The sequence below is a fragment of the Gemmatimonadota bacterium genome, from assembly GCA_009835325.1.
In the GTDB taxonomy this organism is placed as follows: Bacteria; JAAXHH01; JAAXHH01; order JAAXHH01; family JAAXHH01; genus JAAXHH01.
This window is the reverse complement of sequence record VXWP01000049.1, coordinates 16,234-41,165: the sequence shown is the minus strand read 5'-3', so window position 1 is coordinate 41,165 and position 24,932 is coordinate 16,234. Positions and strand designations below refer to the sequence as shown.

At 65.7% G+C, this 24,932-nt stretch carries 24 protein-coding genes; 11 read left to right on the top strand and 13 right to left on the bottom strand.

Features of this window, described 5'->3' with window-relative positions; translation table 11 throughout:
- Window positions 1–6: 6 nt before the first annotated feature.
- From cobA to F4Z81_06280, 6 genes are all read right to left on the bottom strand, one after another.
- Window positions 7–1,617: a uroporphyrinogen-III C-methyltransferase gene (gene cobA, locus F4Z81_06305; protein MXW04663.1), complete on the bottom strand. Its 1,611-nt coding sequence runs from the start codon at window positions 1,615–1,617 to the stop codon at window positions 7–9.
- Window positions 1,614–2,585: a hydroxymethylbilane synthase gene (hemC, locus tag F4Z81_06300; protein ID MXW04662.1), complete on the bottom strand. Its 972-nt coding sequence runs from the start codon at window positions 2,583–2,585 to the stop codon at window positions 1,614–1,616. Before hemC ends, cobA begins: the two co-directional genes overlap by 4 nt.
- A gap of 72 nt (window positions 2,586–2,657) precedes the next feature.
- Complete coding sequence (locus F4Z81_06295; protein ID MXW04661.1) at window positions 2,658–4,037, bottom strand: glutamyl-tRNA reductase; 1,380 nt, start codon at window positions 4,035–4,037, stop codon at window positions 2,658–2,660.
- Window positions 3,932–4,576, bottom strand: a complete 645-nt coding sequence (locus F4Z81_06290; GenBank protein MXW04660.1) for a bifunctional precorrin-2 dehydrogenase/sirohydrochlorin ferrochelatase — start codon at window positions 4,574–4,576, stop codon at window positions 3,932–3,934. Before F4Z81_06290 ends, F4Z81_06295 begins: the two co-directional genes overlap by 106 nt.
- A gap of 51 nt (window positions 4,577–4,627) precedes the next feature.
- Complete coding sequence (locus F4Z81_06285) at window positions 4,628–5,449, bottom strand: hypothetical protein (protein MXW04659.1); 822 nt, start codon at window positions 5,447–5,449, stop codon at window positions 4,628–4,630.
- Window positions 5,450–5,548: 99 nt separating this feature from the next.
- Window positions 5,549–6,466, bottom strand: coding sequence for a branched-chain amino acid aminotransferase (locus tag F4Z81_06280; protein ID MXW04658.1), 918 nt, complete (start codon window positions 6,464–6,466; stop codon window positions 5,549–5,551).
- A 104-nt stretch (window positions 6,467–6,570) separates the two neighbouring features.
- Here F4Z81_06280 and F4Z81_06275 point away from each other — a divergent pair, with 104 nt between their 5' ends.
- Window positions 6,571–7,512 carry a GTPase Era gene (locus F4Z81_06275; GenBank protein MXW04657.1) on the top strand — a complete coding sequence of 314 codons (942 nt, stop codon included), beginning with the start codon at window positions 6,571–6,573 and terminating at the stop codon, window positions 7,510–7,512.
- On the opposite strand, the gene F4Z81_06270 is transcribed toward F4Z81_06275, so the two are convergent.
- The gene (locus F4Z81_06270) at window positions 7,497–8,540 is read right to left on the bottom strand and encodes an aminoglycoside phosphotransferase family protein (protein ID MXW04656.1); all 1,044 of its coding nucleotides are present in this window, start codon (window positions 8,538–8,540) and stop codon (window positions 7,497–7,499) included. The two genes, F4Z81_06275 and F4Z81_06270, sit on opposite strands and share 16 nt — an antisense overlap.
- A gap of 99 nt (window positions 8,541–8,639) precedes the next feature.
- Here F4Z81_06270 and F4Z81_06265 point away from each other — a divergent pair, with 99 nt between their 5' ends.
- The 10 genes from F4Z81_06265 to F4Z81_06220 all read left to right on the top strand — a co-directional run bounded on the left by F4Z81_06265 (window position 8,640) and on the right by F4Z81_06220 (window position 18,614).
- Window positions 8,640–9,554, top strand: coding sequence for a M48 family metalloprotease (locus F4Z81_06265; protein MXW04655.1), 915 nt, complete (start codon window positions 8,640–8,642; stop codon window positions 9,552–9,554).
- A gap of 27 nt (window positions 9,555–9,581) precedes the next feature.
- On the top strand, window positions 9,582–10,742 hold the full coding sequence (locus F4Z81_06260; protein MXW04654.1) for an amidohydrolase/deacetylase family metallohydrolase: 1,161 nt from the start codon (window positions 9,582–9,584) through the stop codon (window positions 10,740–10,742).
- 6 nt (window positions 10,743–10,748) lie between these two features.
- The gene (locus F4Z81_06255) at window positions 10,749–11,372 is read left to right on the top strand and encodes a hypothetical protein (protein MXW04653.1); all 624 of its coding nucleotides are present in this window, start codon (window positions 10,749–10,751) and stop codon (window positions 11,370–11,372) included.
- Window positions 11,373–11,404: 32 nt separating this feature from the next.
- The gene (locus tag F4Z81_06250) at window positions 11,405–12,250 is read left to right on the top strand and encodes a hypothetical protein (protein MXW04652.1); all 846 of its coding nucleotides are present in this window, start codon (window positions 11,405–11,407) and stop codon (window positions 12,248–12,250) included.
- Window positions 12,207–13,247 (top strand): DNA photolyase, encoded by a 1,041-nt coding sequence (locus F4Z81_06245; GenBank protein MXW04651.1) that lies wholly within the window; start codon window positions 12,207–12,209, stop codon window positions 13,245–13,247. The genes F4Z81_06250 and F4Z81_06245 overlap by 44 nt, the downstream gene beginning before the upstream one ends.
- Window positions 13,238–13,966: an SDR family oxidoreductase gene (locus F4Z81_06240; protein ID MXW04650.1), complete on the top strand. Its 729-nt coding sequence runs from the start codon at window positions 13,238–13,240 to the stop codon at window positions 13,964–13,966. Before F4Z81_06245 ends, F4Z81_06240 begins: the two co-directional genes overlap by 10 nt.
- A gap of 120 nt (window positions 13,967–14,086) precedes the next feature.
- On the top strand, window positions 14,087–14,908 hold the full coding sequence (locus F4Z81_06235; GenBank protein ID MXW04649.1) for an MOSC domain-containing protein: 822 nt from the start codon (window positions 14,087–14,089) through the stop codon (window positions 14,906–14,908).
- A gap of 43 nt (window positions 14,909–14,951) precedes the next feature.
- On the top strand, window positions 14,952–16,382 hold the full coding sequence (locus F4Z81_06230; protein ID MXW04648.1) for a hypothetical protein: 1,431 nt from the start codon (window positions 14,952–14,954) through the stop codon (window positions 16,380–16,382).
- Window positions 16,383–16,404: 22 nt separating this feature from the next.
- Window positions 16,405–17,502, top strand: coding sequence for a Gfo/Idh/MocA family oxidoreductase (locus F4Z81_06225; GenBank protein ID MXW04647.1), 1,098 nt, complete (start codon window positions 16,405–16,407; stop codon window positions 17,500–17,502).
- Between the two features lie 173 nt (window positions 17,503–17,675).
- Window positions 17,676–18,614, top strand: a complete 939-nt coding sequence (locus tag F4Z81_06220; GenBank protein MXW04646.1) for a PorV/PorQ family protein — start codon at window positions 17,676–17,678, stop codon at window positions 18,612–18,614.
- 74 nt (window positions 18,615–18,688) lie between these two features.
- Here the strand turns inward: F4Z81_06220 and F4Z81_06215 are convergent, their stop codons facing one another.
- The 6 genes from F4Z81_06215 to nudC all read right to left on the bottom strand — a co-directional run bounded on the left by F4Z81_06215 (window position 18,689) and on the right by nudC (window position 24,904).
- Entirely contained in the window at window positions 18,689–19,558 is an 870-nt protein-coding gene (locus F4Z81_06215) for a glutaminyl-peptide cyclotransferase (GenBank protein MXW04645.1), read from the bottom strand.
- Window positions 19,555–20,055: a GNAT family N-acetyltransferase gene (locus F4Z81_06210; protein ID MXW04644.1), complete on the bottom strand. Its 501-nt coding sequence runs from the start codon at window positions 20,053–20,055 to the stop codon at window positions 19,555–19,557. The genes F4Z81_06215 and F4Z81_06210 overlap by 4 nt, the downstream gene beginning before the upstream one ends.
- A complete protein-coding gene (locus tag F4Z81_06205; protein ID MXW04643.1) occupies window positions 20,052–21,119 on the bottom strand; it encodes an ankyrin repeat domain-containing protein in 1,068 nt (355 codons plus the stop codon). Before F4Z81_06205 ends, F4Z81_06210 begins: the two co-directional genes overlap by 4 nt.
- 63 nt (window positions 21,120–21,182) lie before the next feature.
- Window positions 21,183–22,235, bottom strand: coding sequence for a zinc-binding alcohol dehydrogenase (locus F4Z81_06200; protein ID MXW04642.1), 1,053 nt, complete (start codon window positions 22,233–22,235; stop codon window positions 21,183–21,185).
- 56 nt (window positions 22,236–22,291) lie between these two features.
- Complete coding sequence (locus tag F4Z81_06195) at window positions 22,292–23,821, bottom strand: glycoside hydrolase family 32 protein (protein ID MXW04641.1); 1,530 nt, start codon at window positions 23,819–23,821, stop codon at window positions 22,292–22,294.
- 72 nt (window positions 23,822–23,893) lie between these two features.
- Complete coding sequence (gene nudC / locus F4Z81_06190; protein ID MXW04640.1) at window positions 23,894–24,904, bottom strand: NAD(+) diphosphatase; 1,011 nt, start codon at window positions 24,902–24,904, stop codon at window positions 23,894–23,896.
- Window positions 24,905–24,932: the final 28 nt, after the last annotated feature.

Here is a 24,932-nt window from a genome sequence, read left to right as displayed (position 1 = left end):
ACGATGTTATTCGAGCCGCTCCCCCGCGGCCAGCCGGTCGCGCACGATCGCGTCCACGAGCGCGGGGACCGTGGCCTGGACGGGCACGACATCCACGGACAGGCCCGCCTCCGCGGCGGTTTCCGCCGTGGAAGGACCGATGCACGCGATGCGTACGCCCCGGGTCCATCGTTGCGGACCGTCCGGCCCCGCGGCCTTCGCGAACGCCGACACGGTCGACGAACTCGCGAACACGGCCAAATGGATCTTCCCGTCCTCCAGCATGGACGCTATGTCGTCCGGCAAGCCCTCCTCCAGGACGGTCCGGTAGACCGTCACCCGGGTCACGTACGCGCCGGCGGCGGCCAGTCCTTCCTCCACGGCGGGGCCCGCGATGTCCGCCGCGGGGAAGAGGATCCGCGCATCATGAAGGTCGCGGTCGCCGGCCAGGGCTTCAACGAGCTTTTCGGCCCGGAATACCTCGGGTTGATCGTCCGCTTCGATCCCGCGACTTCGCAGCGCGCCGGCCGTGGCCCGGCCCACCGCGGCGACGCGGACCCCGCCCAGGGACCGGGCATCCAGGCCCTTATGATTCAGCCGGGAGAAAAACGCCTCCACGGCGTTCCGGCTGGTGAACACCACGTGATCGAAACCGGAGAGATCGGCCAGCGCGGCATCCACCGCCCTCCAGTCATCGGGCGCTTCGATCCGGATCAGCGGTGCTTCGACCGGCTCCGCGCCATGGCGTACGAGCGCCTCCGACAGCTCGCCGGCCTGGTCCCGGGCGCGCGTGACCAGCACGCGTACGCCAAAAAGCGGTTTCGATTCGAACCAGTCGAGCTGCGGACGCAGCGCCACCACCTCGCCTACGACGATCAGCACGGGCGGCGTGAAGGAAGCGGACCGGGCCCTGGACACGATGTCGTCCAGCGTGCCGACGAGGGTCCTTTGCTCCGCCGTGGTGCCCCACTGGATCAGCGCGACGGGCGTGTCCTTCGGCCGGCCGTGTTCGATCAGTCTTTCCGCGATGAAGGGCAGGTTCCGCGCGCCCATGTAGAAGATCAATGTGCCGATCCGTTTGGCAAGCGCCTCCCAGTCGAGATCTGTCCGGTCCCTGTCCTGCGAAACGTGGCCGGTGACGACCGTCATGGACGAAGTGATCTCCCGGTGGGTCACCGGTATGCCGGCGTAGGCCGGTACCGCGACGGCCGCCGTGATGCCGGGAACGACCTCGAAGGGGATCCCGGAGCGCTGGAGATGCAGCCCCTCCTCGCCGCCCCGGCCGAACACGAAGGGATCGCCGCCCTTCAACCGGACCACGGTCTTCCCGGCCCGGCTGTGCCGCACCAGCAGGTCGTTGATCTCCGCCTGACGCCCCGGGCGCCAGGGCACGCGGATACGCTCGGCGTGGCCCGGCGCTTCCGCCACCAGCCGGTCGTCGGCGAGGAAGTCGGCAACGACGACGTCGGCCCGCCGCACGCAGGAAAGGCCCTTCACGGTAATCAGCCCTGGGTCGCCGGGGCCCGCACCGACCAGGTACACCATGCCCGGCGTCGCGGCGGATGCGGACCCGCCCGACGACGATTCGGATGCGGACCCGCCCGGAGATTCGGTCTTGTCAGGGAACTCGGCGTTCATTGGGATTCCGTGGTCGGACTAGACGGCAGGGACGGCCGAGCGGGATCAGCCGGCCGGGACGGATCGGCCTGTGCGGCCTGTTCCAGCACCGCCTCGGCCAGCCGGCGGCCCAGATCGGCGCTCTCTTCCGGCTGTCCGCGCAGGGATTGACGCACGAGCCATACGCCGTCATCGGCGGCCAGGACGGCATCCAGTACCAGGCCTCCATCCTCGATCCTCCCCCAGGAGCCGACCGGTGTATGGCAACCGCCGCCGATACGGTGGAGAAAGGACCGTTCCGCCGTCACCGCCTGCCTGGCCGGAAGGTCATCGATGCGCCTCGCCGCTTCCAGGGTGGGCTGATCGTCCTCCCGGGTTTCGATCGCGAGCGCAGCCTGGCCCACGGCCGGCATGCAGACTTCCGGAGCCAATATTTCGGAGATGCGGTCCGTCCAGCCCAACCGCTGCAACCCCGCCACGGCCAGCACGATGGCGTCCGGACCGTCCGGTTCTTCCAGTTTCTTCAGCCGGGTGTCGATGTTCCCGCGGATCCCCGTGAAGCGCAGGTCCGGCCGGTAGTGCTGCAGTTGAGCCCGCCGCCTCGGACTCCCCGTGGCGACGCGGGCGCCCGTCGGCAGGTCGTCCAGCCCGGCGCCGGCGCGGCTGATCAGGGCGTCGCGCGCGTCCACGCGCTCCGGAACCGAGGCGATCGCCAGGCCGTCGGGAAGGGACGTGGGCAGGTCCTTGAGGCTGTGCACGGCCGCGTCGATCTCTCCCGAGACCAGGGCCCGTTCCAGTTCCTTGACGAAGACGCCTTCGCCGCCGAAGGTGTCCAGAGAGGCGTCCCGGTCCGCGTCGCCCTTCGTCGTGAGGACGCGCACCTCCACGGCCAGGTCGTCGCGGTCCGCTTCCAGGTCCCTGGCCACCGAATGGGCCTGGACCAGGGCCAGCCTGCTGCCGCGGGTGCCTATGATCAGTGAAGAAGCCATGGAAAGGATATCGATGTCCCGGCCACCCGGACGCGCCGCGCTATTCGTTCCCGGCCAACCGGACGCGCCGCGCTATTCCTGCTCGGCGCCGTTCTTGTCGTTCCCGTGTTCGTCGAGTCCGAAGAGATGGCGCAGGCTGTAGAGGTGGTAGTCCCGGTGCTCCGGATCGGAAGTGTTCCTGAGCTGGACCGTCGGTTGATGAAGCAGCTTGTTCACGATGGCGCGGGTCATCTTCTCCACCGTCTCCCGGTCGTCAACGGAGAGATGACCGAGCTGGGCGAAGGCGCGGCCAATCTCCTGGTGCCGGACATCCTCCGCGAAGTGGCGGAGCTGGGCGATGGTGGGCGCGATGGAGAGGTTCTGGTACCACGCGAGCAACCGCTCTACCTCGGTCTCGACGATCGCCTCCACCTTCTGTGCTTCCGCCTTCCGCGCCTCCGCGTTGTCGTCCACCACCGACTGCAGATCGTCCATGTCGTAGAGTATGACATTGTAGAGATCGCGCACGCGAGGGTCGATGTCCCGTGGCGCGGCGATATCGATCAGGAATATGGGGCGGTTGCGGCGGTCGTGCATGATCTCCGCCATCCGGTCCCTTCCCACCACCGGTTCCGTGGCGCCGGTGGAACTGATGACGATATCGACGTCGGAGATCATCTGCAGCCCGTCCTGCAGCGATACGGCGATCCCGTCGTAGCGGTGGGCCAGGTCCGCGGCCCGGTCGTAGGTCCGGTTGGCGACGATCAGCCGCTTCACGCCCTGGTCGACGAGGTACTCCGCGGTCCGCTCGCCGGTCTCTCCCGCGCCGATCAGCATGGCCGTATGCTGCCGCAGGTCCTTGAAGATCTTCCGCGCGAGTTCGACCGCCACGGAACTGACGGAAACCGAGCCCGTCCCGATCTCCGTGGTCTCCCGCACCTGCTTGCCCACGGCCAGCGCCTTTTCGAACAACCGGTTGAGGACCAGTCCCGTGTTCTTCGTATTCAGCGACTGCATGTAAGCCTCTCTGACCTGGCCGAGGATCTGCTGCTCCCCGACGACCATCGAATCCAGGCTGGAGACCACCCGGAACAGGTGCCGGATGACCGCCTCGTCCCTCCGGTGATAGAGGTAGGGCGACAGGACGCCCTCGTCCACGCCGTGGATCTCGTGAAACCACGCCTCGATAGGGCCGGGATCGGTATGTTCCTCGTCGGTGGTCGCGTACATTTCGCTGCGGTTGCACGTGGACAGCAGCACCGCTTCCAGGATGCCGCTCGAGGCCTTCACGAAGGAGAGGGCCTTTTCCTGGAGCGACTTCGTCAGCACCGCCTGGTCGCGCACGTCGATGGGCGCGGTATGGTGGCTTAGTCCGACGAGTGTGAGATGCATGACTCCACCCTGTCGCGCGCTTCTTCCGCGCGTCCCGCGCGCAGGAGATCGAGGAGGTCGGATTCGACCAGGGACGTCCATAACCTCGCGCGCGTTTCGGTTTCATCGGGGTACGCGGCCTTCATCCGGGGGCGGTACGCGCCCAGCAGGTCGAGCAGTTCGGCGTACTCGGGCCCGTAGGCCCCTTCCAGCTGCCCGCGGATCTTCTTCGCCAGCGCGGGACTCTTGCCTCCCGTGGAAATGGCGATACACAGGTCGCCCTGCCGGACGATGGAGGGTACGATGTACCGGCAAAGCGGCGGCACGTCCACCACGTTGACCATGATGCCCTCCGCCTCGGCGTCCCGGTAGACCCGCTCGTTGACTTCCGTGGAATCGGTCGCCGAGATGACCAGCCTGTAGCCGCGGACGTCGCCGGGTCCGTACGGCCTCGAAAGCCAGCGCAGTGCGCCGCGGTCCACCTGGTCCCGCAGTCCGTCCGTCAGATCGGGGCTGATCACGGTAACAACCCCGCCGCATTCGAGCAGCGATCTTGCTTTCTCCTCCGCGATCGCACCGCCGCCCACCACCAGGCACGGCTGGTCTTCGATGTCGACGAAGGCGGGATAGTATTTTTTCATGGCTTCATTTCCGTCAGTTGTCGTCCAGTTGTCGTCGTCCAGTCGACGTCGTCAGTCGAATATATGCAGATTTGTCCAGAGTCCGGCGCCGAGATAGGCCAGCAGCACGGAGGCGAACCCGGCCATGGAGATGATAGCCGCCCGTTCACCCTGCCAGCCCGCGGTATAGCGGGTAACCAGCTGGCAGGTGTAGATGACCCAGGTCAGCATCACGCACAGTACTTTCGGATCCAGCAGCCAGGGCGTGATCGAGTCCCACGCGGCCGTCGCCCACCAGATGCCCGTGGCAATGCCCGCGGACAGGAACACCCAGCCGATGAGCGTCGCCTTCAGGTTCATTTCGTCCAGCATGCCCAGCGCGGGCAGCCGGGAGAACACCAGGCCCACGCGCCGGTGATGGATGTAGTACATCTGCATCACATACAGCAGCCCGGTGATGAAGGAGAAGGAAAAGGCCGCGTAGGCCAGGAAGCTCGCCGTTACGTGGAAATTGAACCACGGGCTCTGCAACAGGGGCGGCAGCGGATCGACGGGGCTCATGAACGCCGTGGACGCCGCCTGGGCCGCCAGGACGAGGGGCAGGACGAACACGCCCAGCGACCGGTCGTGGAATCGCCGCTCCAGGAACAGGTAGACCACGGCGATGAGCCAGGCGAAGAAGCTCATCGACTCGTGTAGACCCACGAAGGGCGCGTGGCTGGATTCGACGGCTCGGGCGATCAGAAAGGCGCTGTGGCAGGCCAGGGCGAACACCAGGAAGAGGCTGGCATAGATCCCTGACCCGGGATGCTTCGTCCAGAAATGGCGGAAATAGATCACGGTGGCGACCGCGTAACCCGCCAGAATCATCCCATGCAGAATGTAGATGCCCATGGATCCAGCCTCCACGTGAAACCGCTCCAGGAATTCAGGCCCGACAAGGTATCGTAAAATACCGTCTTATCAAGTATTTATCAAGTCGAAAGGGGCGGTTCAGTCCGTGTTTTCAATCTGCGCCAGGATGTCCATGCCCACCCGCCGGCTCCAGGCTTCCATGGCCCGGCCGAACTGCGGACCGGGCCGGCCGTCGCCGATGGGCGTGTCGTTGATGCGCGTACAGGGCGCCAGGCAGTACGGCGTGCTCGTCAACCAGGCCTCGCCGGCATTGACGGCGTCGTAGGGCTGCAGTTCCTTCTCGACCCAGCCCAGGCCCAGTTCCGGCGCCATCTCCCGCAGCGTCACCAGGCTGACCCCTTCCAGGATATTGCGGCTGGTGGGCGTATAGATCGTATCGTCCGCCACCAGGACGAAGTTCGCGCCGGAACACTCCGTGAGGTTGCCGTCCAGGTCGAGCAGCAGCGAGGTGGCGGCGGGGTCGACGGCCTGCGTCTGCCGGTCGGCCAGCCAGTAGTGCAGGCGCGAGCGGTTCTTGGTCTTGGGATCGACGCACTGGGGCGGCACGTGGCGGATGGAGGGCGTGACCACGTGGGCGCCCTGCCGGAAGTAGGGGCGCCACACGGAGAAGGGCAGCGGAAAGGAGTGGATGCACAGCGTGGGCTTGAGACGCACCGTGCTGCCCGCGCTCCCCGCGTAGATCCGGTTCTCCCCCGGCGTCACGAAGTGTACGACGCCCAGGTCCTGCTCGGGGCCGATCAGCCTGCCGTTGGTCTCGATGAGGCTCCGCGTGCACGCGACCAGGCCGTCGTGGTCCAGGTCCAGCTCGAAGCCCGCGTATTTGCACGACCGCAGCAGCCGCCGCACATGTTCGTCCAGGCGGAACGGTTCATGCCTGAAAGTCCGGGTCATTTCGGTCACGGTGGCCCCCAGGACGATCCCCAGGTCGTAGATGTTCAGATGGGCCTGGGAGGCGGGGACGAATCCTTCGTTGAGATAGACGACCGGTTCATTCATGGCGCGCTATGCTCCTGTGGGTAAAAGACTTTCTCTTTTGCGGCCGGCGTGTTACGTATAGTGAAACAAGGGTGAACAAAGGGTAACGTAAAGGATAACTTCTCATGGAAAGCACCGGGCAGATGGCAGGGCAAATGGCAGACGCCGCCGGCGACGGATCCCATCGCGCGGGGTTCGTGGCCCTGGTCGGGAAGCCGAACGTGGGCAAGTCCACCCTGATGAACGCGCTGCTGCAACACCGGCTTTCCATCGTGACGCCGAGGCCCCAGACGACCCGCCAGCGGGTACTGGGCATTCTGACGAAAGACGACTGCCAGGTCCTGTTCCTCGATACGCCCGGACTGCTCGAGCCCGGCTACCGGCTCCAGGAATACATGCTGCAGTCCGCGGTCCATACGCTGCACGACTCGGACGCGGCCGTAGCCATCGTGGACGCCACCCGTTTCGAACGCGATCTCGACGACCGGGTCGCCGGCTTCCTCGAGCAGAGCCGCGGACCGGTCATCCTGGCCATCAACAAGATCGACCGGATACCCAGGACTGCCTTGCTGCCCATGATCGAACGGGCCACGGGCCGGTTCCCCTTCACCGAAATCGTGCCCGTGTCCGCCCTCAAGGGAGACGGCCTCGAACCGCTTTTGTCCGCCGTGATCCGCATACTTCCGTCGGGTCCGGCGCTCTACCCCGCCGACATGCTCACGGACCAGCCGGAGCGGTTCTTTGCGGGAGAAATCATCCGCGAGCACCTGTTCCTGGCCCTGCGAGAGGAACTGCCCTACGCGTCGGCCGTGATCGTGGAGGACTTCACGGACCGTCCCAACGGCACGGCGTTCATCCAGGCCGGCATCATCATCGAACGGGATTCCCAGAAGGGCATCATCATCGGCAAGAACGGGCGCATGCTCAAACGCATCGGATCCTCCGCCAGGAAGGCCATCGTCGAATTCCTGGACCGCCCCGTCTACCTCGACCTGCGGGTCAAGGTCCGACCCTCCTGGCGGAAGAAAGAGCAGGAGCTGAGGCGGCTGGGCTATACCAGACGCTGAGCGGCCAGCCCGATGTAGTGCTCGAGGTCCTCCCACAGCGCGTCCAGCGGCCGGGGTACGTTCCAGGGCTGGACCGCCTGCCGGCCGTAGCCTTCGATCAGGGACAGGACCCGCACGGACCATTGCACGGGAAGTACGGCCTGGTACACTTCCATCTTTCCGATCGCGTGGGGGTCGGCGCTTCGTTCGCAGTAATCCGCCAGGGCCTCTTCCCGCAACCTCGCCTCCATTTCCGTATATTCCGGATGCCAGAAGAAACCGGCGACCTCGTAGAACGGGTCCATGATCCCCGCGTGTTCCCAGTCGACCAGCGCGACGCGGTCCGGATCCGCTTTGATCACGTTGGCCGGCCGGAAATCCCCGTGGCACAGCCGAGGCGTTGCATCCGCCCATAACGCGGGCCGCAGGTCCATCCTGTCCAGGCCGCGTCTCAGTTCGCGCAGCCGGTCCATGGTCCGGCGAAAGGACGGATCGTTCATGGTGGCGGACGCGGACAGGGTGCGCAGGGTCTCATCCATGTACCGGAGGCAGTCTTCGGGACGGGACGGACCCACCGACTGAGCCAGTACCGGATCGCCGGGATCTCCAATACCGTGTACACGGATCACGATCCCAAGGAGCTGGTCGAGGTCTTCCCGGGTCATGCCGGCGGGTTCCACCGGCGATCCCGGGAGTTTCCCGTAGATCAGCACGGGCGCATTCAGTCCGGCGGCCCGTGCGTCCGCCGATACGGCGACCGGCACGCCATCCAGGGCGGAAAGCCGCTTCATCGCGGCGTATTCCCGTTCAAGACGCCGGACGCGGTCATGGGGATACACCTTGAGGAGGTAGGACCCGCCGCCTGTATCTACTTCGTATATACGGTTGTTGAATCCGCCCGCCATCGGCCGGATACGGTGCGGTCCGGCGGCGAACGCGTGTCCGTCTGCAGCAAGCCGGGCCAGATAACGTAAAACGGCCGCAGGGGCCGTTGGTTGATTCATGGCTGGCGGTCTCCACGCGGCCTTTTCCAATTGCCCGCGGTACATGAGGTCCGTATCTTCAGTGCTCAGAACCTGCGGCCGGACTGGTCAGCATGACCGGCCTGGGCCACGCCCGGCCTGTCCCGGATTCCGGGGTGATTCCAGATGAGATCCCTTAGTCTTTTACGGCGCGCCGCAAATCGCCTGGCCCGCCTGGTCCGCCTGGCCCGCCCGGCCCGGTTCCTGACGCTCAGGACGGCCGTCGCACCGCTCACCGCCTTCCTGCTGACGACGTCGGGTTGCGGCAGCGTATTTCAGAACGTCAACGTGCTTTCCGAGGCGGATGAAATCGCGCTCGGGCGCGAGTTTTCGAGAGAGATCGAAAGAGAGCTCAAGCTGTACCGGGACCCGGAGGTGGTCCGCTACGTCGACGGACTGTGCCAGGCCCTGGTCCTGCATTCAAAACGGTCGAATATACCCTACTACATAAAGGTCGTGGATACGGATGAAGTCAACGCCTTTGCCCTTCCCGGCGGCTATCTCTACGTCAACCGGGGGCTCATTTCCATCTCCGGAACCGAGGCGGAACTGGCCGGGGTGATCGCCCATGAAATCGGCCACGTGGTGGCGCGCCACGGGGCCAAGGCCCTTACCCGGCAACTCGGGCTGGAGATCATGCTGGGCATGATATCGGGAAGAAACCCCACGGGCGTCCGGCGCGTCGCGGCGCAACTGGCGGGGATCGGCGGCATCCTCTCCATGCTGCACCATTCCCGGGAGGCGGAACGGGAGGCGGACACCCTCGCGGTCGTCAACCTCCGGGAGGCCGGTTACGATCCCGAAGGCCTCACGGGTTTCTTCGAGAAGCTGCTGGAGATCAACGACCGCGATCCCGGTGCGTTTGCGACCATGTTCGCGACCCATCCGCCGAGCAGGGAACGTATTGAGAACACCCGGGAACAGGCCGCGGCGCTTCCGTCCCTGGAGGGACTGATCACGGATACGGAACGGTTCAGGCAGATCAAGGAAATGCTGCCGCCGCTTGAGAAAAACCCGCTGGAAAAAGAGAAAGCAGAATAACCGGCCGAATGCGCCGCATTGGGCGCTATGGCCATTCAGTACATGCCAACACTCGTCGAAAACCACCCCGGCCTCCTGCTTCGCGGCGGGACCGTCGTGGACCCGTCGCAGGCACTGAACCGCATCTGCGACGTCGCCATACGCGACGGCTCGATTTCGGCCGTCGGCGACGGCCTGCCGGACGATGGCTGCCGCGTCTTTGACGTGTCCGGGCGGTACGTCTTTCCCGGCCTGGTCGACCTGCACGCCCACATCTGCTGGGGGTTCACCGACATCGGCCTGGTCCCGGACGACATCTGTCCCTCCACCGGGGTGACGGCCATCGTGGACGCCGGAAGCTCGAGCTGGCCTAGCCAGGACGCCTTCCGCCGCATCGTGGCGGAGCCCTCCAGGACACGGGTCTTCGGTTTTTCCAATATCTCCAGCGTGGGCATCCCGACGGCGGGTACGCCAGAACTGGCCAGCCTACGGTTCGTGGACGTGGACCGTTCCGTTGCTGCGGTGGCCGGGAACCGGGACCTGATGACCGGCATCAAGATCCGCATGGGCCGGCACCTCATCGGCGACAATGGGATCGAACCGATGCGCCTGGCAGTGGAGGCGGCGGATCAGGCAAACGTCCCCGTCATGGTCCACGTGGGCAATACCCCCTGTCCCCTTGCCGGCATCATGGACCTGCTCCGGCCGGGCGACATCATCACGCACGCCTATCACGGCCACCCCCACGGCATCCTGGACGATCACCGGGCCGTCTGGGAGGACGTCATCGAGGGGCGTTCCCGAGGCATCCTGATGGACGTGGGGCACGGCGCCGGCAGCTTCAGTTTCGACGTGGCCAGGTCGGCCTTCGAACAGGGGTTCTTCCCGGACGCCATCAGCACGGACCTGTACACGGTGAACGTCAACGGACCGGTATTCGACCTGCCGACTACCATGTCCAAGATGCTGAATCTGGGTATGCCGCTCGAAGACATCGTGGAAAGCACGACCTCCATACCGGCCGCGGCGATCGGGAGAAACGAGCTGGGCACGCTTCGTCCGGGCGCAGCCGCCGACGTGGCGGTATTCGAACTGGAGGAAGGCGACTTCGAATTCAGCGATTCGCACGGGAACCGCCGGAGGTGGCCACGGCGCCTGACCTGTGAAATGACCCTGCTGGACGGGGAAATCGTATATGAACGGAGATAACGCACCATGAAAGCCAGATACTGGGTGGGCGGATGCCTGTCCGCGATCATCCTGCTCGCCGTTATCGTCGGCGCAGCCTACTATTTCATCCTCCAGGCGAGCGACGAACTGGTGGACACCTACACCAGCCCGGAGCCCCGCGATTTCGCCCGCGTGGAGGAGGGACGGGATGAGGCGCTGTCTGTAATCGACCGGTTCAGGGACTTCGTCATCGCCCTCGAGCGGGGCGATGAGACCGAAAGCTTCTCGCTGTCGGCGGACGACATCAATGCCCTCCTGGAGTATGAAGACCTGCTGCGGGAGTTTCACGGGATGGCCCGCGTGGACATCCAGGACGACAGGCTGCTGGCCGAGATCAGCGTGCCCCTCGACCTGTTCAACGAACGATTCGAGGGCAGGTACCTCAACGGCACGGGCGAGCTCTCCGTCGAGATGAGGGACGGACGGCTCGAGGTCAACATCGATCGGCTGGAGGTCGGCGGCCGGAACATTCCCGAAGAGTTCATGAATGAAATCCGGAAGAACAACCTGGTCGAAACCCTTCTCCAGGATCCCTCCCTGGAGCGGTTCATGGGCCTGGTGAAGTCCGTGAAAGTCGAGGACGGCCGGGTCGTCATCGAACCCAAATAGGATCGTGCCCTTCTCACCAGGGATTCCTCTTCATGCCCGTCCTCCTCGCCATCGCCCTGCACGCGGAAGCGCGGCCCGTGATCGAGCGTTTCCGCCTGAAGCAGGACGCATCCTTCGGCCTGCCCGTCTTCCGGCGGGACGAGGTCTGGCTCACCGTGACGGGCACGGGAGGCATGAAGTCCGCCATCGCGACCACGTGCCTGCTCACCCGGGTCGAACGGGATGAGGACACGGTCCTGTTCAACCTCGGCATCGCCGGCCATACGCAGACGGCCGGGGAAGGTCCCGTTTCGGTGGGAGACCGGTTCCTCGCAAACAAGATCACGGAGCGGAGCACGGGCCGTTCCTTCTTCCCCGACCTGCTGGCGAAGACATCCCTGGCGGAATCCGTGGTCACCACCATGGAACGGCCCCTGGACCGGGCGGATGCCGGGACCGTGGAACCGGGCCTGGCCGACATGGAGGCGGCCGGGTTCTACCAGGCGGCGGCGACCTTCATCCCGCCCCACCGGATCGGGTGCGTAAAGGTCGTTTCCGACCATCTCGAAACGCGGCGGCTCGACAAAAACAGGGTAGGCGAACTGATCGAGGGCGCCCTGAATGAATTCGAAGCGACGGTCGCGGCCTACCGATCGATCGACGACGGAGGACCGGACGTGTTGACCGATGCGGACCTGCAGCTCGTGGAAGACATCCGCGACCGGCTGCGTCTGACGGCCAGCCGGCACCGGATGCTTTCCGATCTTGCCCGGTACTACAAGCTCCACACCGGATCGGATCTGCCCGATCTAACGCGGTTTACCCACGTCTCCGTGAATACGAGACAGGAAGGCGATGCGCAATTTGAGCGACTTCGGGGCATCCTCTCGGTGGAGTAACTTCTCCCACCTCTACATCGAGCGCGGCGCGAAGGAATTCCCGCTCACGCGGCGCATCCGGGAACGCTTCGCGAAGGCCCGCGTGGTGGAGATCGACGACTACAAGACGGTATTCGCCCGGCCGCGGCAGAAGTTCCAGGCGCAGAAGGAGAGCATGAAGCTGATCCTGGCCGTGAAGAAGGACCGGTTCCTCTACGACGGATCGGGAAACAGCCAGGACTTCAACCTCGAGGACTTCCACTACAACACGCTCACGTTCAACTGCGTGTATAACTGCGACTACTGCTACCTGCAGGGCATGTACCCCTCGGCGAATATCGTGGTTTTCGTGAACCTGGAAGACTATTTTACCGCGACGCGCGAGGGCATACGCGACAGATCGAACCCGGCGCAGCCCTTTTACCTGTGCATCTCGTACGATACCGACCTGCTCGCCTTCGAATCGGTCGTACCCTACTGCCGCGCGTGGATCGAATTCGCCCGCGAGGAGCCGGACCTGCTAATCGAAATACGTACCAAGAGCGCCGCGTACCGCGCCATACGGGATCTGCCCTCCTCGGACCGCGTCATCCTGGCCTGGACGCTTTCTCCCGAACCGGTCGCCGCGCGCTACGAACATGGGACGGCGCCGCTCCGCCGGAGACTGGAGGCCGTCCGGTCGGCCATTGACGACGGCTGGCCGGTCCGGCTCTGCTTCGACCCGGTCCTCGCCGTTCCGTCCTGGGCGTCCCTTTACGGAGACCTGGTCGAGGAGGTCGTCCAGAGGATCGACCCGGCCGAGGTGCGCGACGTGACCGTGGGCGCCTTCCGCCTGTCGAAGCACCATTTCCAGCGCATGAGGCGCCAGCGGCGGGATACGCCGCTTCTGTACGGCGAGTTCGCGCAGGAGAACACTACAGTGACCTACCCCGCCGAGCGGCGTGAGGAAATGACCGCCTTCATGCGGAAGCGCCTGGGAGACCACTTCGGAGAGGAGCAGATCTTCGCATGGACGTAGCACTGGTCACCGGCGCTTCCTCCGGGATCGGCCTGGCCATCGCCGCACGCCTGGTGGAAATGGGTTACGACGTGTACGGCTATGCCCGGGACCACGAGAAGTCCGATTTCCGTCATGACCGGTACACAGCGGTCGAATGCGACGTCACCGATACCCGGGTCCTGCTGGACCGCACCGAGGAACTGCTCAGATCGACTGGAAGCCTGAAGATCCTGGTCAACAACGCCGGCGTCGGTTTCTTCGGCCCCCACGCCACCATGGCGCCCGACCGGATAGAACGCATGGTCCGGACCAACCTGATCGCGCCCATGGTCCTGACGCGTGCGACCCTGCGGCACCTGGAGGAATCCAGGGGATACGTGGTCAACATCGCATCGACCGCGGCGTTGATTCCCGGTTCCTTCGGGGCCGCTTACGGCGCGACGAAGGCCGGTCTCCACCAGTTCGGGCAGGCGCTCTTCAGCGAGGTGCGGAAGAGCGGCGCCCGGGTGGTGACCCTCTACCCGGACATGACCCGGACGTCCTTCTACGACGAGGCGGACTTCGAGCCCGGTGAGGATCCCGGCGCCCACATCACGCCCGAATGCGTGGCCGACGCCGTCGCGCAGGCCGTGGACCAGCGGGAGGGTACGGTGATCACGCAGATCGTCCTCCGGCCGCAACGGACGCAGGTAGCGCGCAAAGCCCGCAAGGGGCCGCCGCGGATGAAGAAGGATTAGCCGGCCTTAGCGGGGTCGACCGTGCGCCTCGTGCGAACGAGTACCCCGGACCCGGTGTTATGGAATGTGAAACGGGTCAAACGAATAACATCCGGGGGCTTTTAATAGAAAGGAACTTCGATGCCGTACATTTCCTCCCTCCACGTCTATCCCGTCAAGTCCTGCGCCGGGCACGAGCTGACGCGGGCGGAACTGGACACCCGGGGCATCCGGGACGACCGGTCGTGGATCGTCGTCGGTGACGGCGGCGGGCCGTCCGGAATGCTTACCCAGCGTGAAGCGCCCGCCCTGGCGCTCGTCCAGCCGGCCCTTTCCTCAGGCGGACTGGCGCTTTCGGCTCCGGGCATGGAGGACCTGACAGTTCCGCGAATCGAGGATGGCCTTACCCGGAACGTGGACGTGTGGGGAGACCTCTGCGACGGGATTGACCAGGGCGACGATGCGGCGGAATGGTTCAGCACGTACCTGGACGTGTCCTGCCACCTGCTATATTTTAAGCCGGACTTCGTGCGGCCCGTGGATCCGGACTACGCAGCACGGCCCGGCGACCAGGTGGGTTTCGCGGACGGGTTCCCGCTGCTGGTGATCTCCGAGGCTTCCCTGGCGGACCTGAACGCGCGGCTCGAGACCCCGATCCGCATGAACCGCTTCAGGCCCAATGTCGTCGTGGCCGACAGCCCTCCATACGCGGAGGACACGTGGAAGCACATCCGCGTGGGGGAGATGGAAATCGACCTGGTCAAGCCCTGCGGACGGTGCGCCACGACCCTGGTCGAGCAGGAGAGCGGGACGCCGGGCAAGGAACCGCTGCGCACGCTGGCGGCCTACCGCAAGTTCGACCGGCCGGCCCCGTCCTTCGGCTATAATGCCGTGCACCGGTCGCCCGGCGTACTCGAAGCCGGGATGGCCATACAGATCCTGGACGTGCGGGAATCCGCTTGAATACTCCAGAAAGGAAGACCCCTTGAGCCAGCGCGTAATCGCCATGCCGGCCGGCCGGTGCGGCCTGGGCTTCGCACGGATCGACATCACCCCGCCCGCGGGGATCTATCACCGCAGCTGGGGCGCAGCGAAGCATGACGCGTCGACGGGCGTGCACCGGGAACTGACCGCCTCCGCGCTGGTGTTCGCGGGCTCCGGGTCCGTTGAGGAACACGCCCTCGTGGCCCTCGAATTGGGCTGGCTGCAGGCCGGCGACCTGCAGCGTCTTTCGGAAACCGTTTCCGCCGGAACGGGCCTGCCGGGCGAACGGGTCGTCATCACCTTCTCCCATACCCACGCCGCGGGCAATTACGATCCGGACCGCCTGGAGCACGAGGGCGGCGCGCTGATCCCGGGATACCTGGACGATCTCGGCAAGGGGCTCGCCGGCCTCGTTACAGCGGCCATGGCCGCCGTGCAGCCGGTCGACCTGGCCTTCGGATACGGCCGGTGCGACCTGGCGTACAACCGCGACTACTGGGACGACGAAAACCGGCTGTACGCCGTTGGGTCCAACCCGGATCGGACCGCCGACGACACGGTCGTGGTCACCCGCGCGAGCGACCGGAAAGGCCGGCTGGTCGCCACCCTCGTCAACTATAGCTGCCACCCGACGACCCTGGCCTGGGACAATACGCTGATCAGCCCCGACTACCCCGGCGCCATGCGGGAAGTCGTGGAGCGGGAAACGGGCGCGCCCTGCGTGTTCCTGTTGGGCGCAAGCGGCGATCTCGGGCCGCGGTACGGGTTCGTGGGCGAAACGGAGGCGGCAGACCGGAACGGCCTTCAACTGGGCTACGCCGCATTGTCTGCCCTGGAAGGCCTGCTGCCCGACGGGACCGAGATGCGCTACGACGGCCCCGTGATATCGGGCGCTACTATCGGGGTGTGGCGTCAAAACCCCATGGAGGCCGGGCGCGCGCAAGGGCTCGAAGCCTTCGACGCCGCCGCCATGACCCTGGACCTTCCCCTGCTGGACCTGCCCGGGCAGGCGGAGCTCGACGGGCAACTCACCGAATGGACGGCCCGCGAAGCGGCCGCCAGGCAAGACGGGCAGGACCGGGAAGCCGCCGACTGCCGCGCGCACATCGAACGGGTCCGGCGGGCCATGCGGCGCATAGAGAGCATCCCACCGGGCAGGCAGACCGTCCCCTACGGCGTCACGCTCTGGCGCATCGGCGAAGGCGTCCTCGTGCTGGTCAGCGGCGAACCCTACAGCGTGCTTCAGCGCGAGCTTCGGGCACGCTTCCCGGCCACCGCCATCGTCGTGGTCGTCCTGTGCAACCAGAACCTGGGTACGGGCGGCTACCTGCTGCCCGCGGACGACTACGGCAAGGGGCTCTACCAGGAAGAGGCGGCGGCCGTCGGCCCGGGCGGACTCGAAGCGGTGATCGCCGCGATCGAGCGGCAACTTACGGCCTGGGAACTGAAGTAGTTAAAAGACAGGAGCTTAAGACATGACGGCAGGCAATATACGCATCGGGCTCATCGGACTCGGAACGGTCTGCGAATTCGTCCATTTCCCGGGTTTCTCCCGCATTCCGGGGGTGGAGATCGCCGGCCTGTGCGAAGTGGACGAAGACCTGCTGGCCCGCAGGCAGGCGCAGTGGGGCGTCGCGGCCGGTTTCACGGACGTGGACCGGTTCCTGGCCGCCGTCAAGCCGGACGCCGTGACCGTAGCCGTGCCGAACGTGTACCACCGCGATATCGTGCTCAAGGCCATCGCCGCGGGCTGTCACGTGCTGTGTGAGAAGCCCATCGGCATGACCGTCGCGGAGACCGTCGACATGTACGAGTCCGCCCGGGACGCCGGCGTCCGGCACATGACCGCCTTTACCTACCGGTTCGTGCCCGGCATGCGCTACCTGAAGCATCTGGTCGACGAAGGCCAACTCGGCGAGATACGCCACGCGCGCTTCCAGCGTCTCCAGGACTGGGGCGAGCGTTCTGTGGGATGGCGCCAGTACCGGCGCATGGCGGCGACCGGAGAACTCGGCGACATGGGCATCCACCGCATCGACTTCGCCGAGGACCTGCTCGGTCCGATCAGGTCGGTGTGCGCGTCGCTCAAGCAGGTCGTTCCCCGGGACCGCACGGAGGACGGGCGGCCCTGCGAGCCGCAGGACGTGGAGGACTGGGTCGCCTGGATCGCCGAGTTCGAATCGGGGGCTACGGGCGTGTTTGAGATGGGAAAACTGACCAAGGGCCACGGGCCCGCCGGCGACCACGACCTTTGCGAGTTGAACGGAAGTGAAGGCTCTGCCGCCTACCGCCTACACACCCCCTTTGACATCCAGGCCGGACCGCGCCGGGAGAAATACAGGCGGCGCAGCGTGCCGAAGCGCTTCCTCACCCTGCCCGGTTCCCCCCGCGACCCGAAAGAAGGCGACCCCGCCCAGACCTTTCGCTTCGACCAGGCCTGGGAGTTCGTCTGCGCCATCCGCGAGGGACGGGACTGCGTGCCTTCCTTCTTCCACGGCATGCGCGCCCAGGTCGTGGCGGAGGCCATCCTCGAGGCGGCGGCGTCCCGGAAGTGGGTGGACGTGCCGGGGTGAGTCGAATCCAGCACCGCCTCGCATCCATCCGCCGCGGACCGCCCCAAAACCCGCACCACCGAATTTTCATTTCACCGTCATAGATTCGTCATACTTCGCCGTTATATTGCGACCGGTTGAAATTCAGTTGTCCTGGCGGGCTGAAATGTAGAGATTGGCATGAAGGAGAAAACGTGAGAAAGCTAAGCTACCTGCTCATCGCAACGCTGCTTTCGATTCCGGCCGGGTCGTCCCGGGCCGGTGTCGGGCAGGGCGGCGGTCTGTTCCTGCAGATCGCCCCCGACGCGCGGTCCACGGCCATGGGCGAAACCGGCGTCGCCCACGCCCGGGACGCCCAGGTCCCCGCGTGGAATCCGGGCGGACTGGGATTCCTGGAGTACAGCGGGGTGTCGGGGACCTATTTCAAATGGCTTCCCTACCTGGCGGACGATCTCTACTACCTGCACTTCTCCTACGTGCATCCGGTCGAAGGCATCGGGACCTTCGGCGTCAGTGTGCCATATCTCTCGCTGGGTGAACAACAGCGGGTGAGCGCGACCGGGGACATCCAGGGGACGTTCAAGAGTTCGGACATGGCGGTGTCCTTCTCCTACGGCGCCCTGGTCAACGACCGCCTGGGATTCGGTTCCAACCTGAAGGTCATCCGGAGCACCCTGACCGACGAGGACGACGGGGTGGGCACGAGCTTCGCCCTGGACGTCGGGGTGACCGCCCGCGTCATGTCCCGGTTCACCGTGGCCGGCGTCCTTCAGAACCTGGGGACGGAAATCAAGTACACGGATTCGAACCAGGGAGACCCGCTGTCGCGGAACCTCAAGGTGGGGGCCGCGCTCAAGGCGCTCGAGGACGAGTCGAACAGCCTGCTACTTGCCGTCGACCTCAATCGCATGCTGCTTGAAGACAGCGGTAACATCCTGAACGTCGGGCTGGAGTACTGGTACCAGGATCTGATCGCGCTTCGGACGGGGTACGTGCACGACGCGGACGGCGATGTGAAAACGCCCACGTTCGGCGGCGGACTGCAGTGGAAGATGTACCGTATCGACTTCAGCTACACCACGAGTTCGACGCTCCAGGACATCACCAAGTTCACCATTTCGGCCAGGTTTTAAGACAGGGAAGGCAGAGATCCGATGGTCGGCATAACCGGTATGGTCGAACAGGGCAGGACCGGCCGGGTAAACGGTTACCCGGAGGGGTCCTGTTTTTCGACCAGCCGGATCTCGAAGAGCCGGGGCCAATACTTCCCGGTGACGAACAGGCGGTCCCCCGCGGCATCGTAGGCGATGCCGTTGAGCACGTCCACCGTGCCGCTCCCCTCGCCGAGTCCTGCCGATTCGAGCAGTCCCTCCAGGTCGATCCACCCCGTGACCCGGCCCGTTTCGGGATCAATGCGGACGATGCGGTCCTCCTGCCAGATATTGGCGTAGACTTCGCCCTTCACGTACTCCAGTTCGTTCAGGTTGCGTACCTGTCCGTCCCCGTCCCTCACGACCACCCGGCCGGTCTCCGCGAAGGTCACCTTGTCGCGGAAGTACAGGTTGGACGACCCGTCGCTCATGATGAACCGAGCGCCGTCGTAGGTGATGCCCCATCCCTCGCCGGGATAGGACACGCTCCGCAGTAGCTCGAAGTTATCCCGGTCGTAGATGAACCCGACGCCCGATTTCCAGGTGAGCTGGATGATCTTGTCGTCGTAGAGGGCGAGCCCTTCCCCGAAGATCGTCGCGGAAAGCCGGCGTACCCGTTCCACTTCGCCGGTCCGCAGCGCCACCTGACGCAGTGAGGACTGGCCGTAGTTCCCGGTACTCTCGTACAACGTATCGCCCTCGATTGCCAGGCCCTGGGTAAAGGCGCCCGTATCGTGGGGGAAGGACCGGACCACCTCGTAGGTATAGGACTTCGCCGCGACCGCCGTGGTGTCGTTTCCCGCCTGCGTATCGGTGGGACTGGTGCTCGAATTCGTCGGCTCGGTACAGGCGGCGAGGCTGGACAGCGCCACGATGCCGTTCAGGGCCGCGATGCTGACCAGGAGCGCGCAGAGGTATCGCTTCATGGGTCAGGTTCCTGCAACTTCCGGTACATGATGTGTGCATCCACGAGGCCGTGTTCGGGATGTTCGAACGCGGCCGGTACAGTGCCGATGATCGAGAACCCCAGGTCCCGCCAGAGTGCGACGGCCCGTTGGTTCGTGCCGACGACCATGTTGAACTGCATGGACAGGAATCCCGCGCGGCGCGCCTCTTCGAGGGCGTGAATCCCCATGGCCCGCCCCACGCCGCGTCCCTGGATGTCCGGATCGACCATGAACCCCGCGTTCGCCACGTGGGCACCCTGTCCCGGCTGGTTGGGACGGAGATAGTAGGTGCCCACCACTTTGTGGCCTTCCAGCGCGACGTAGGTGCGGTTCGGCGGCGCCATCCACAGCGCGTGGGCCTGGTCCCTGTCCGTGTCGGGCGGATAGGGATAGGTGTCGGCCGACCGGACGACCCGGTGAAAGATGGACCAGATGGTATCGAAGTCGTCTTCGCCGGCCCGGCGTATCCGGATCATCCGCGCCCTCTTTCCAGGAGCATGGATTCGATGGCCTTCCTTTTCTTCTCGCGGGCGATGTCCAGCGCCGTGGCGCCGTCCGGGTCCCGGATCGACGGATCGGCCCCCTGGTCGAGCAGGTAGGTGACGAATGCCTTCCCGGCGCCGCGGACGGCGGCCCAGTGCAGCGCGGTGCGTCCGCGGTGATCGTCGACGGCGTTCACGTTGGCGCCGCGGTCGACCAGGAAACGGGCCATGTTGTAACTGCCGTACTGCACGAGTTCGCTCAGGGTGTCGTCCACCGCGGGATGCCGGATGTCCGCCCCGGCCGCCAGCAGCAATTCCACCGAATCGTAGTCCACGCTCCACAGGGCGTGGACCAGGCCGGGATCGGGTTTCGCGCCGGCGTCCAGCATCGCCTGCATCATGGCCGGGTTTCCGATGGCGGAGGTCAGCGGCGGAGGAGGACAGTTGACCTCGGCGCCCCGCTGAAGGAGCAACACGACGATCGCTTCAAGACGGGCGGCGACTGCCGAATCGTCCCGGCCCGCGCCGGAAGCCGCGGCGTAGTTCAGGGGCCGCCACCGGTTCTCGTCCACCGCGTCGACCAGGCCTTCGTCCTCGTCCAGAAGCGCGCGGACGCGATCCGCCTCGCCCAGGGCCACGCTGGTGAAGATATCCCAGTCCTCAATGTATTCGCGGAGGACCGGCAGGAACTGGATCTCCCCGCCCACGGCGGCGAGACAAGGCGCCGTCATGCGGCCATGGCCGCCCCGCAGGTCGATGCGCGCGCCGAGTTCGAGGAGGGCGCGCACGGTGTCCACGTGGTGCGGGCCCTTGGGAATCGTCTTCTTGTGTTCCAGCACGCGATGCAGCGGCCGGTGCCGATGGTTGTTGCGGCTGATCACGTTGGGATCGGCGCCGTGTTCGACCAGCAGCCTGACGATCTCCGTACTCCCCGTGAAGGCGGCCGTCATGATGGGTTGCCAGTGCCGGGCGGCCTCAGGGTCTTCCGTCAGCAGGGCTTTCGTCGCGTCCAGGTCGCCGGACCACGCCGCGCTCGTCAGTTGCTTTTCCAGGCCCATGAGCCTCGTCCTCCGTTTCCTCGATGCCTTACGGCCGGCTTACAGGCTCCCTACGGGGCTACCTTACGTCCACCGTACGGCCACCTTGATCACCTCGTCCGGCGCGTGCCGCATCTTGCCGTACGCTTCCGGCAATTCGTCGGGCGTCACGACGGGATCGGGCAGACCGTGCGGATGGAGCGTGCCCTCCCGGAAGAGGCGGACCAGGGTTTCGAAGATCCGGTCCTCTTCCCAGAACAGGTTCCGCTGCGGGCGACTGCAGGCCCGCGCCGAGACGATGTCGATCTGGTTGAAATGGAACTCCTCGCCCAGGTAGAGTCCCTTCGCGTCCCCCAGGTAGAAGGCCAGGGGCACCACCCGCCCCGCGTACCGGGTGGAACGGATCGCCTGGTTGAGCGCGTGGTAGCTCCCGCTGGCCTCGATGGCGACGTCCGCGCCGTGTTCGAGCCAATCGCGGGACGCCATGCCGAAATCGCCGACTTCCTTCGGATCGACCGCCATGGTCGCGCCGTGCAGCCGGGCCAGTTCGCGCCGGCGAGTGATCGGGTCCACCGCCACCACGTCAACCGCGCCGGAAAGCCGGGCCAGCTGGACGGTGAATAGCCCGATGGCGCCCATGCCGAAGACGATGACCCGCTCGCCGATCCGCACCTGTCCGTCCCGCACGGCCGCCAGGGCGAAGTCGGCGGGGTCCATGCAGCAGGCGGCTTCCTCGCTCATCCCCGGGAGCAGCAGCTTGAAGTGACGGCCCTGGTGGACCGGTCTGAACCCGCCGTAGCCATATACCCGGTCGCCTTCCTTGAGGTCTTCGACTTCTCTGCCGGCGGCCATGACCGTACCCACGGTCGTATTGCCCACGGGCTTCCAGGCCGTCGGGTCGTAAGAATGGGTCCGCGACCGGTCGAAGACCCGGCCGTCCGGGTCCATGGGCACGCTGCAGTAGATGGATTCACCCGTGATCTCGCCTTTCTCCGTCCCGTGTTTCGCCGCGGTGAGTTCGCTGCGGACGCGGACTTCATCGGGGCCGAGATCGTCCAGCGTATAGGATTCCCATCGGGGTTCGAAGGCGTTGTTGCAGACGAGTTGCTGCAGCTCGATGCCATCCACGGTTGCCATGCTTCCTCCATATCTGTCGGCCTGATGCCGAACCGTCCTCCGGTGCTACGGGTGGCTCAGGTCCATATCGATTTCATTTTGTATGCCCGGAGCGACCGAACCCGGCTGTCGACGCCCTGGGAGCGGAAGGACACGCCCGTACTGTCCGGCCGGTCGGGGTAGACCCGCAGCGCAACGCACTGGCGGCCGTTGGCGAAGACCTCCACGACGCTCCGGTCGACGAACACCCGCAGTTTCAGCGTCTCGTCCTCCTCCAGCGCCAGCGGCGCGGTCTCGGGCGCGCGGGACAGGACGTCGGGCGCGGTGGACGCGTAGGAGGTGTCGACGGAAAGGAGGCTCCCGCCGTGGAACCCGCGGCCCCGGTAGAAGGCGATGCGCGTGAACTCCTCCCGGTCCGGCGACCGCAGCACGTTCATCTCCACCATGGGCGACGATCCCGGGTCGATCTCCACCTCGAATTCCATGGTGTTGCCGCCCTCCGGCGCGGGCAGGACGACCTCCCGGTTGGCCGAAAGGTCGAAGCCGTCGAACCGGACCGGGGCTTCCCGCAGCGATTCGAGGGCCTCGACCGGCTCCTGGTACAGGTCGTCGCCGTCGACGGTCAGGCGCCGGGGCAGGGACATGATCTGGTTCCAACCCTCCGTCGGCTTGCCGTGGTTCATGTTGAATATCGCGACGAGACCGCCCTTGCCGTCCGGCGTGGCCGAAGGCGCGTGCAGCCCGGACGGCTTGTACGCGCCGAAATTGAACTTGGCGCCGTAGGTGACGACGAACTTGTCCCGATCCGTGTCATAGTCGCCGATCAGGTACTGGGGACCGCTCATGTGGCTGAAGAAGAGCAGGATGTGGCGGTCTCCGATGGGCCAGAAATACGGGCAGGCGCCGTCGTCCCCTACCAGCGTGTAGTCGTCGTCCTCTACGAAGGGATGGAGGTAGGTCCAGGTGGCCAGGTCCTCGGAGCGGAAGAGGTAGTTCGCACGCCTCTTCTTGCCGGCCGGCCCTGTCGGCTTGGTGCCCGCGGAGAGCGAATAGTAGACCCCGTCCTTCTTCCAGATGCACGGATCGAACACGTTGTAAGGCGCGGGCGGACCGTCCTTCGGCGGCATGGGAATGACAGGGCCTCCGGTTACCTTCTCCCAGTTGAGCAGCAGGGGATCGTCGGAAACGGCGACCATGTTGCCCGCGACCGTGCCGTGATACATGGCGATCACGCGGTCTTCCTCCACCAGCGCGGCGCCCGAGTAACAGCAGCGCTCCGGGTTGGGGTAGATGCAGTAGGGCAGGTCGCGCCAGTGCACCAGATCGTCGGAAATGGCGTGGCCCCAGTGCTGGCGCGTGTCCTCGGGCGGGTAGGCCTGGTAGAACAGGTGCCAGCGGCCCTGCCAGAAGCACAGGCCGTTAGGGTCGTTGAGCATGGCCTCGGGATTCACGTAGTGGTACGCGGGCCGGTGCGGATCCCCCGCGTAGCTCCTGCGGGACGCGTTCAGGCGCTGCAGGAGCGGGTTGTCCGCCAGCGCGGCCTCCTGCGCCTCGAGCGTATCTGTGGGAAAAGTGTAGTAGGGGACCAGGGACGTGTAGTCTTCCATTTTGCGCTCCATATTTGGATTCGATGGCGGCCGGCGGCGCTCCGCCTCATGATGCCGGACACGTTGAATGTTTCAGCGGTCAGTCACTTCGGACACCCAGGAATCGACCAGGAACCGTGCGATGGAATCCCTGCGCGGAAGGGCGTGGGAGGCCGATTCGTCGCCCCACTCGCCGAAACCCCGAACCTCCTCGGCGGTGAACCAGTGGGCTTCCACAAGTTCTTCCGTGTTCACCACGATGGCAGTGGTTTCCGCCCGCGCGCGGAAACCCAGCATCAACGACGAGGGGAAGGGCCACGGCTGGGAGGCCTGGTAGTGCGCCGCGCTCACGTGGACACCGACCTCTTCGAACACCTCCCGGGCCACGGTTTCCTCCAGGCTTTCCCCCGGTTCCGTAAAGCCGGAAAGCGTGGAAAACACGTTCGGCGGCGGCCGGTGGTGGTTGCCCAGGAGACACATGGGCGCACGGCCGTCTTCCGGCCGGTATTCCACCAGCGTGATTACCGCGGGGTCGATGCGGGGAAAGGCGTTCCTGCAGCATTCCGCGTTCGTGCACCGGCGCCGGCGGCCTCCTTCCCGACTTTCGGTCGCATGGCCACACCGGCCGCAGTACCGGTTCTCGCGATGCCAGTACAGCATCCCCCGCGCATAGGCCATCAGCGCGGCCCCGCGCGCGTCGATCGACGGACCCGCGCGCCAGAGGTCCTGGTACTTCCCCCGGCCCCCGGCCGCCGCGACCGCCTCTTCTTCATCGGAACCCGAAAGGTCCACCGCGAAAACGGCGCGGTCCCCCTCCATGCCCAGGAACACGGTTTCGCAACTGGCCGCCAGCACGTCCGCGCCGACCGCTCCGCTCGGGTCGGCCGCGTCGGCCGTATCGAGCGCTCCGGTCGTGCCCCCGCAGATGACGGCGGACGGCAGGGACGCCCCATGACCGTCATCGATCAGGCTCAGGTCGCGCCAGACGGGAATGAAGCGGGTATCGTCCTGGGCCAGCCGTCCTGCGAGCCACTCCGGATCGCCGCGCCGGTCCTCCGCCCGATCCAACGGGACGTCCGCGAATTTCAGCATCGGATTGTCCATGGGACCCGTGTCTCGTCCGAATGCCGCG

What these genes read in the sequence shown, in the direction of transcription:
- cobA (MXW04663.1), bottom strand. Translation starts at nt 1,617, where the DNA reads ATGAACGCCGAGTTCCCTGACAAGACCGAATCTCCGGGCGGGTCCGCA.
- hemC (MXW04662.1), bottom strand. Translation starts at nt 2,585, where the DNA reads ATGGCTTCTTCACTGATCATAGGCACCCGCGGCAGCAGGCTGGCCCTG.
- F4Z81_06295 (MXW04661.1), bottom strand. Translation starts at nt 4,037, where the DNA reads ATGGACGTCCCTGGTCGAATCCGACCTCCTCGATCTCCTGCGCGCGGG.
- F4Z81_06290 (MXW04660.1), bottom strand. Translation starts at nt 4,576, where the DNA reads ATGAAAAAATACTATCCCGCCTTCGTCGACATCGAAGACCAGCCGTGC.
- F4Z81_06285 (MXW04659.1), bottom strand. Translation starts at nt 5,449, where the DNA reads ATGGGCATCTACATTCTGCATGGGATGATTCTGGCGGGTTACGCGGTC.
- F4Z81_06280 (MXW04658.1), bottom strand. Translation starts at nt 6,466, where the DNA reads ATGAATGAACCGGTCGTCTATCTCAACGAAGGATTCGTCCCCGCCTCC.
- F4Z81_06275 (MXW04657.1), top strand. Translation starts at nt 6,571, where the DNA reads ATGGAAAGCACCGGGCAGATGGCAGGGCAAATGGCAGACGCCGCCGGC.
- F4Z81_06270 (MXW04656.1), bottom strand. Translation starts at nt 8,540, where the DNA reads ATGTACCGCGGGCAATTGGAAAAGGCCGCGTGGAGACCGCCAGCCATG.
- F4Z81_06265 (MXW04655.1), top strand. Translation starts at nt 8,640, where the DNA reads ATGAGATCCCTTAGTCTTTTACGGCGCGCCGCAAATCGCCTGGCCCGC.
- F4Z81_06260 (MXW04654.1), top strand. Translation starts at nt 9,582, where the DNA reads ATGGCCATTCAGTACATGCCAACACTCGTCGAAAACCACCCCGGCCTC.
- F4Z81_06255 (MXW04653.1), top strand. Translation starts at nt 10,749, where the DNA reads ATGAAAGCCAGATACTGGGTGGGCGGATGCCTGTCCGCGATCATCCTG.
- F4Z81_06250 (MXW04652.1), top strand. Translation starts at nt 11,405, where the DNA reads ATGCCCGTCCTCCTCGCCATCGCCCTGCACGCGGAAGCGCGGCCCGTG.
- F4Z81_06245 (MXW04651.1), top strand. Translation starts at nt 12,207, where the DNA reads ATGCGCAATTTGAGCGACTTCGGGGCATCCTCTCGGTGGAGTAACTTC.
- F4Z81_06240 (MXW04650.1), top strand. Translation starts at nt 13,238, where the DNA reads ATGGACGTAGCACTGGTCACCGGCGCTTCCTCCGGGATCGGCCTGGCC.
- F4Z81_06235 (MXW04649.1), top strand. Translation starts at nt 14,087, where the DNA reads ATGCCGTACATTTCCTCCCTCCACGTCTATCCCGTCAAGTCCTGCGCC.
- F4Z81_06230 (MXW04648.1), top strand. Translation starts at nt 14,952, where the DNA reads ATGCCGGCCGGCCGGTGCGGCCTGGGCTTCGCACGGATCGACATCACC.
- F4Z81_06225 (MXW04647.1), top strand. Translation starts at nt 16,405, where the DNA reads ATGACGGCAGGCAATATACGCATCGGGCTCATCGGACTCGGAACGGTC.
- F4Z81_06215 (MXW04645.1), bottom strand. Translation starts at nt 19,558, where the DNA reads ATGAAGCGATACCTCTGCGCGCTCCTGGTCAGCATCGCGGCCCTGAAC.
- F4Z81_06210 (MXW04644.1), bottom strand. Translation starts at nt 20,055, where the DNA reads ATGATCCGGATACGCCGGGCCGGCGAAGACGACTTCGATACCATCTGG.
- F4Z81_06205 (MXW04643.1), bottom strand. Translation starts at nt 21,119, where the DNA reads ATGGGCCTGGAAAAGCAACTGACGAGCGCGGCGTGGTCCGGCGACCTG.
- F4Z81_06200 (MXW04642.1), bottom strand. Translation starts at nt 22,235, where the DNA reads ATGGCAACCGTGGATGGCATCGAGCTGCAGCAACTCGTCTGCAACAAC.
- F4Z81_06195 (MXW04641.1), bottom strand. Translation starts at nt 23,821, where the DNA reads ATGGAAGACTACACGTCCCTGGTCCCCTACTACACTTTTCCCACAGAT.
- nudC (MXW04640.1), bottom strand. Translation starts at nt 24,904, where the DNA reads ATGGACAATCCGATGCTGAAATTCGCGGACGTCCCGTTGGATCGGGCG.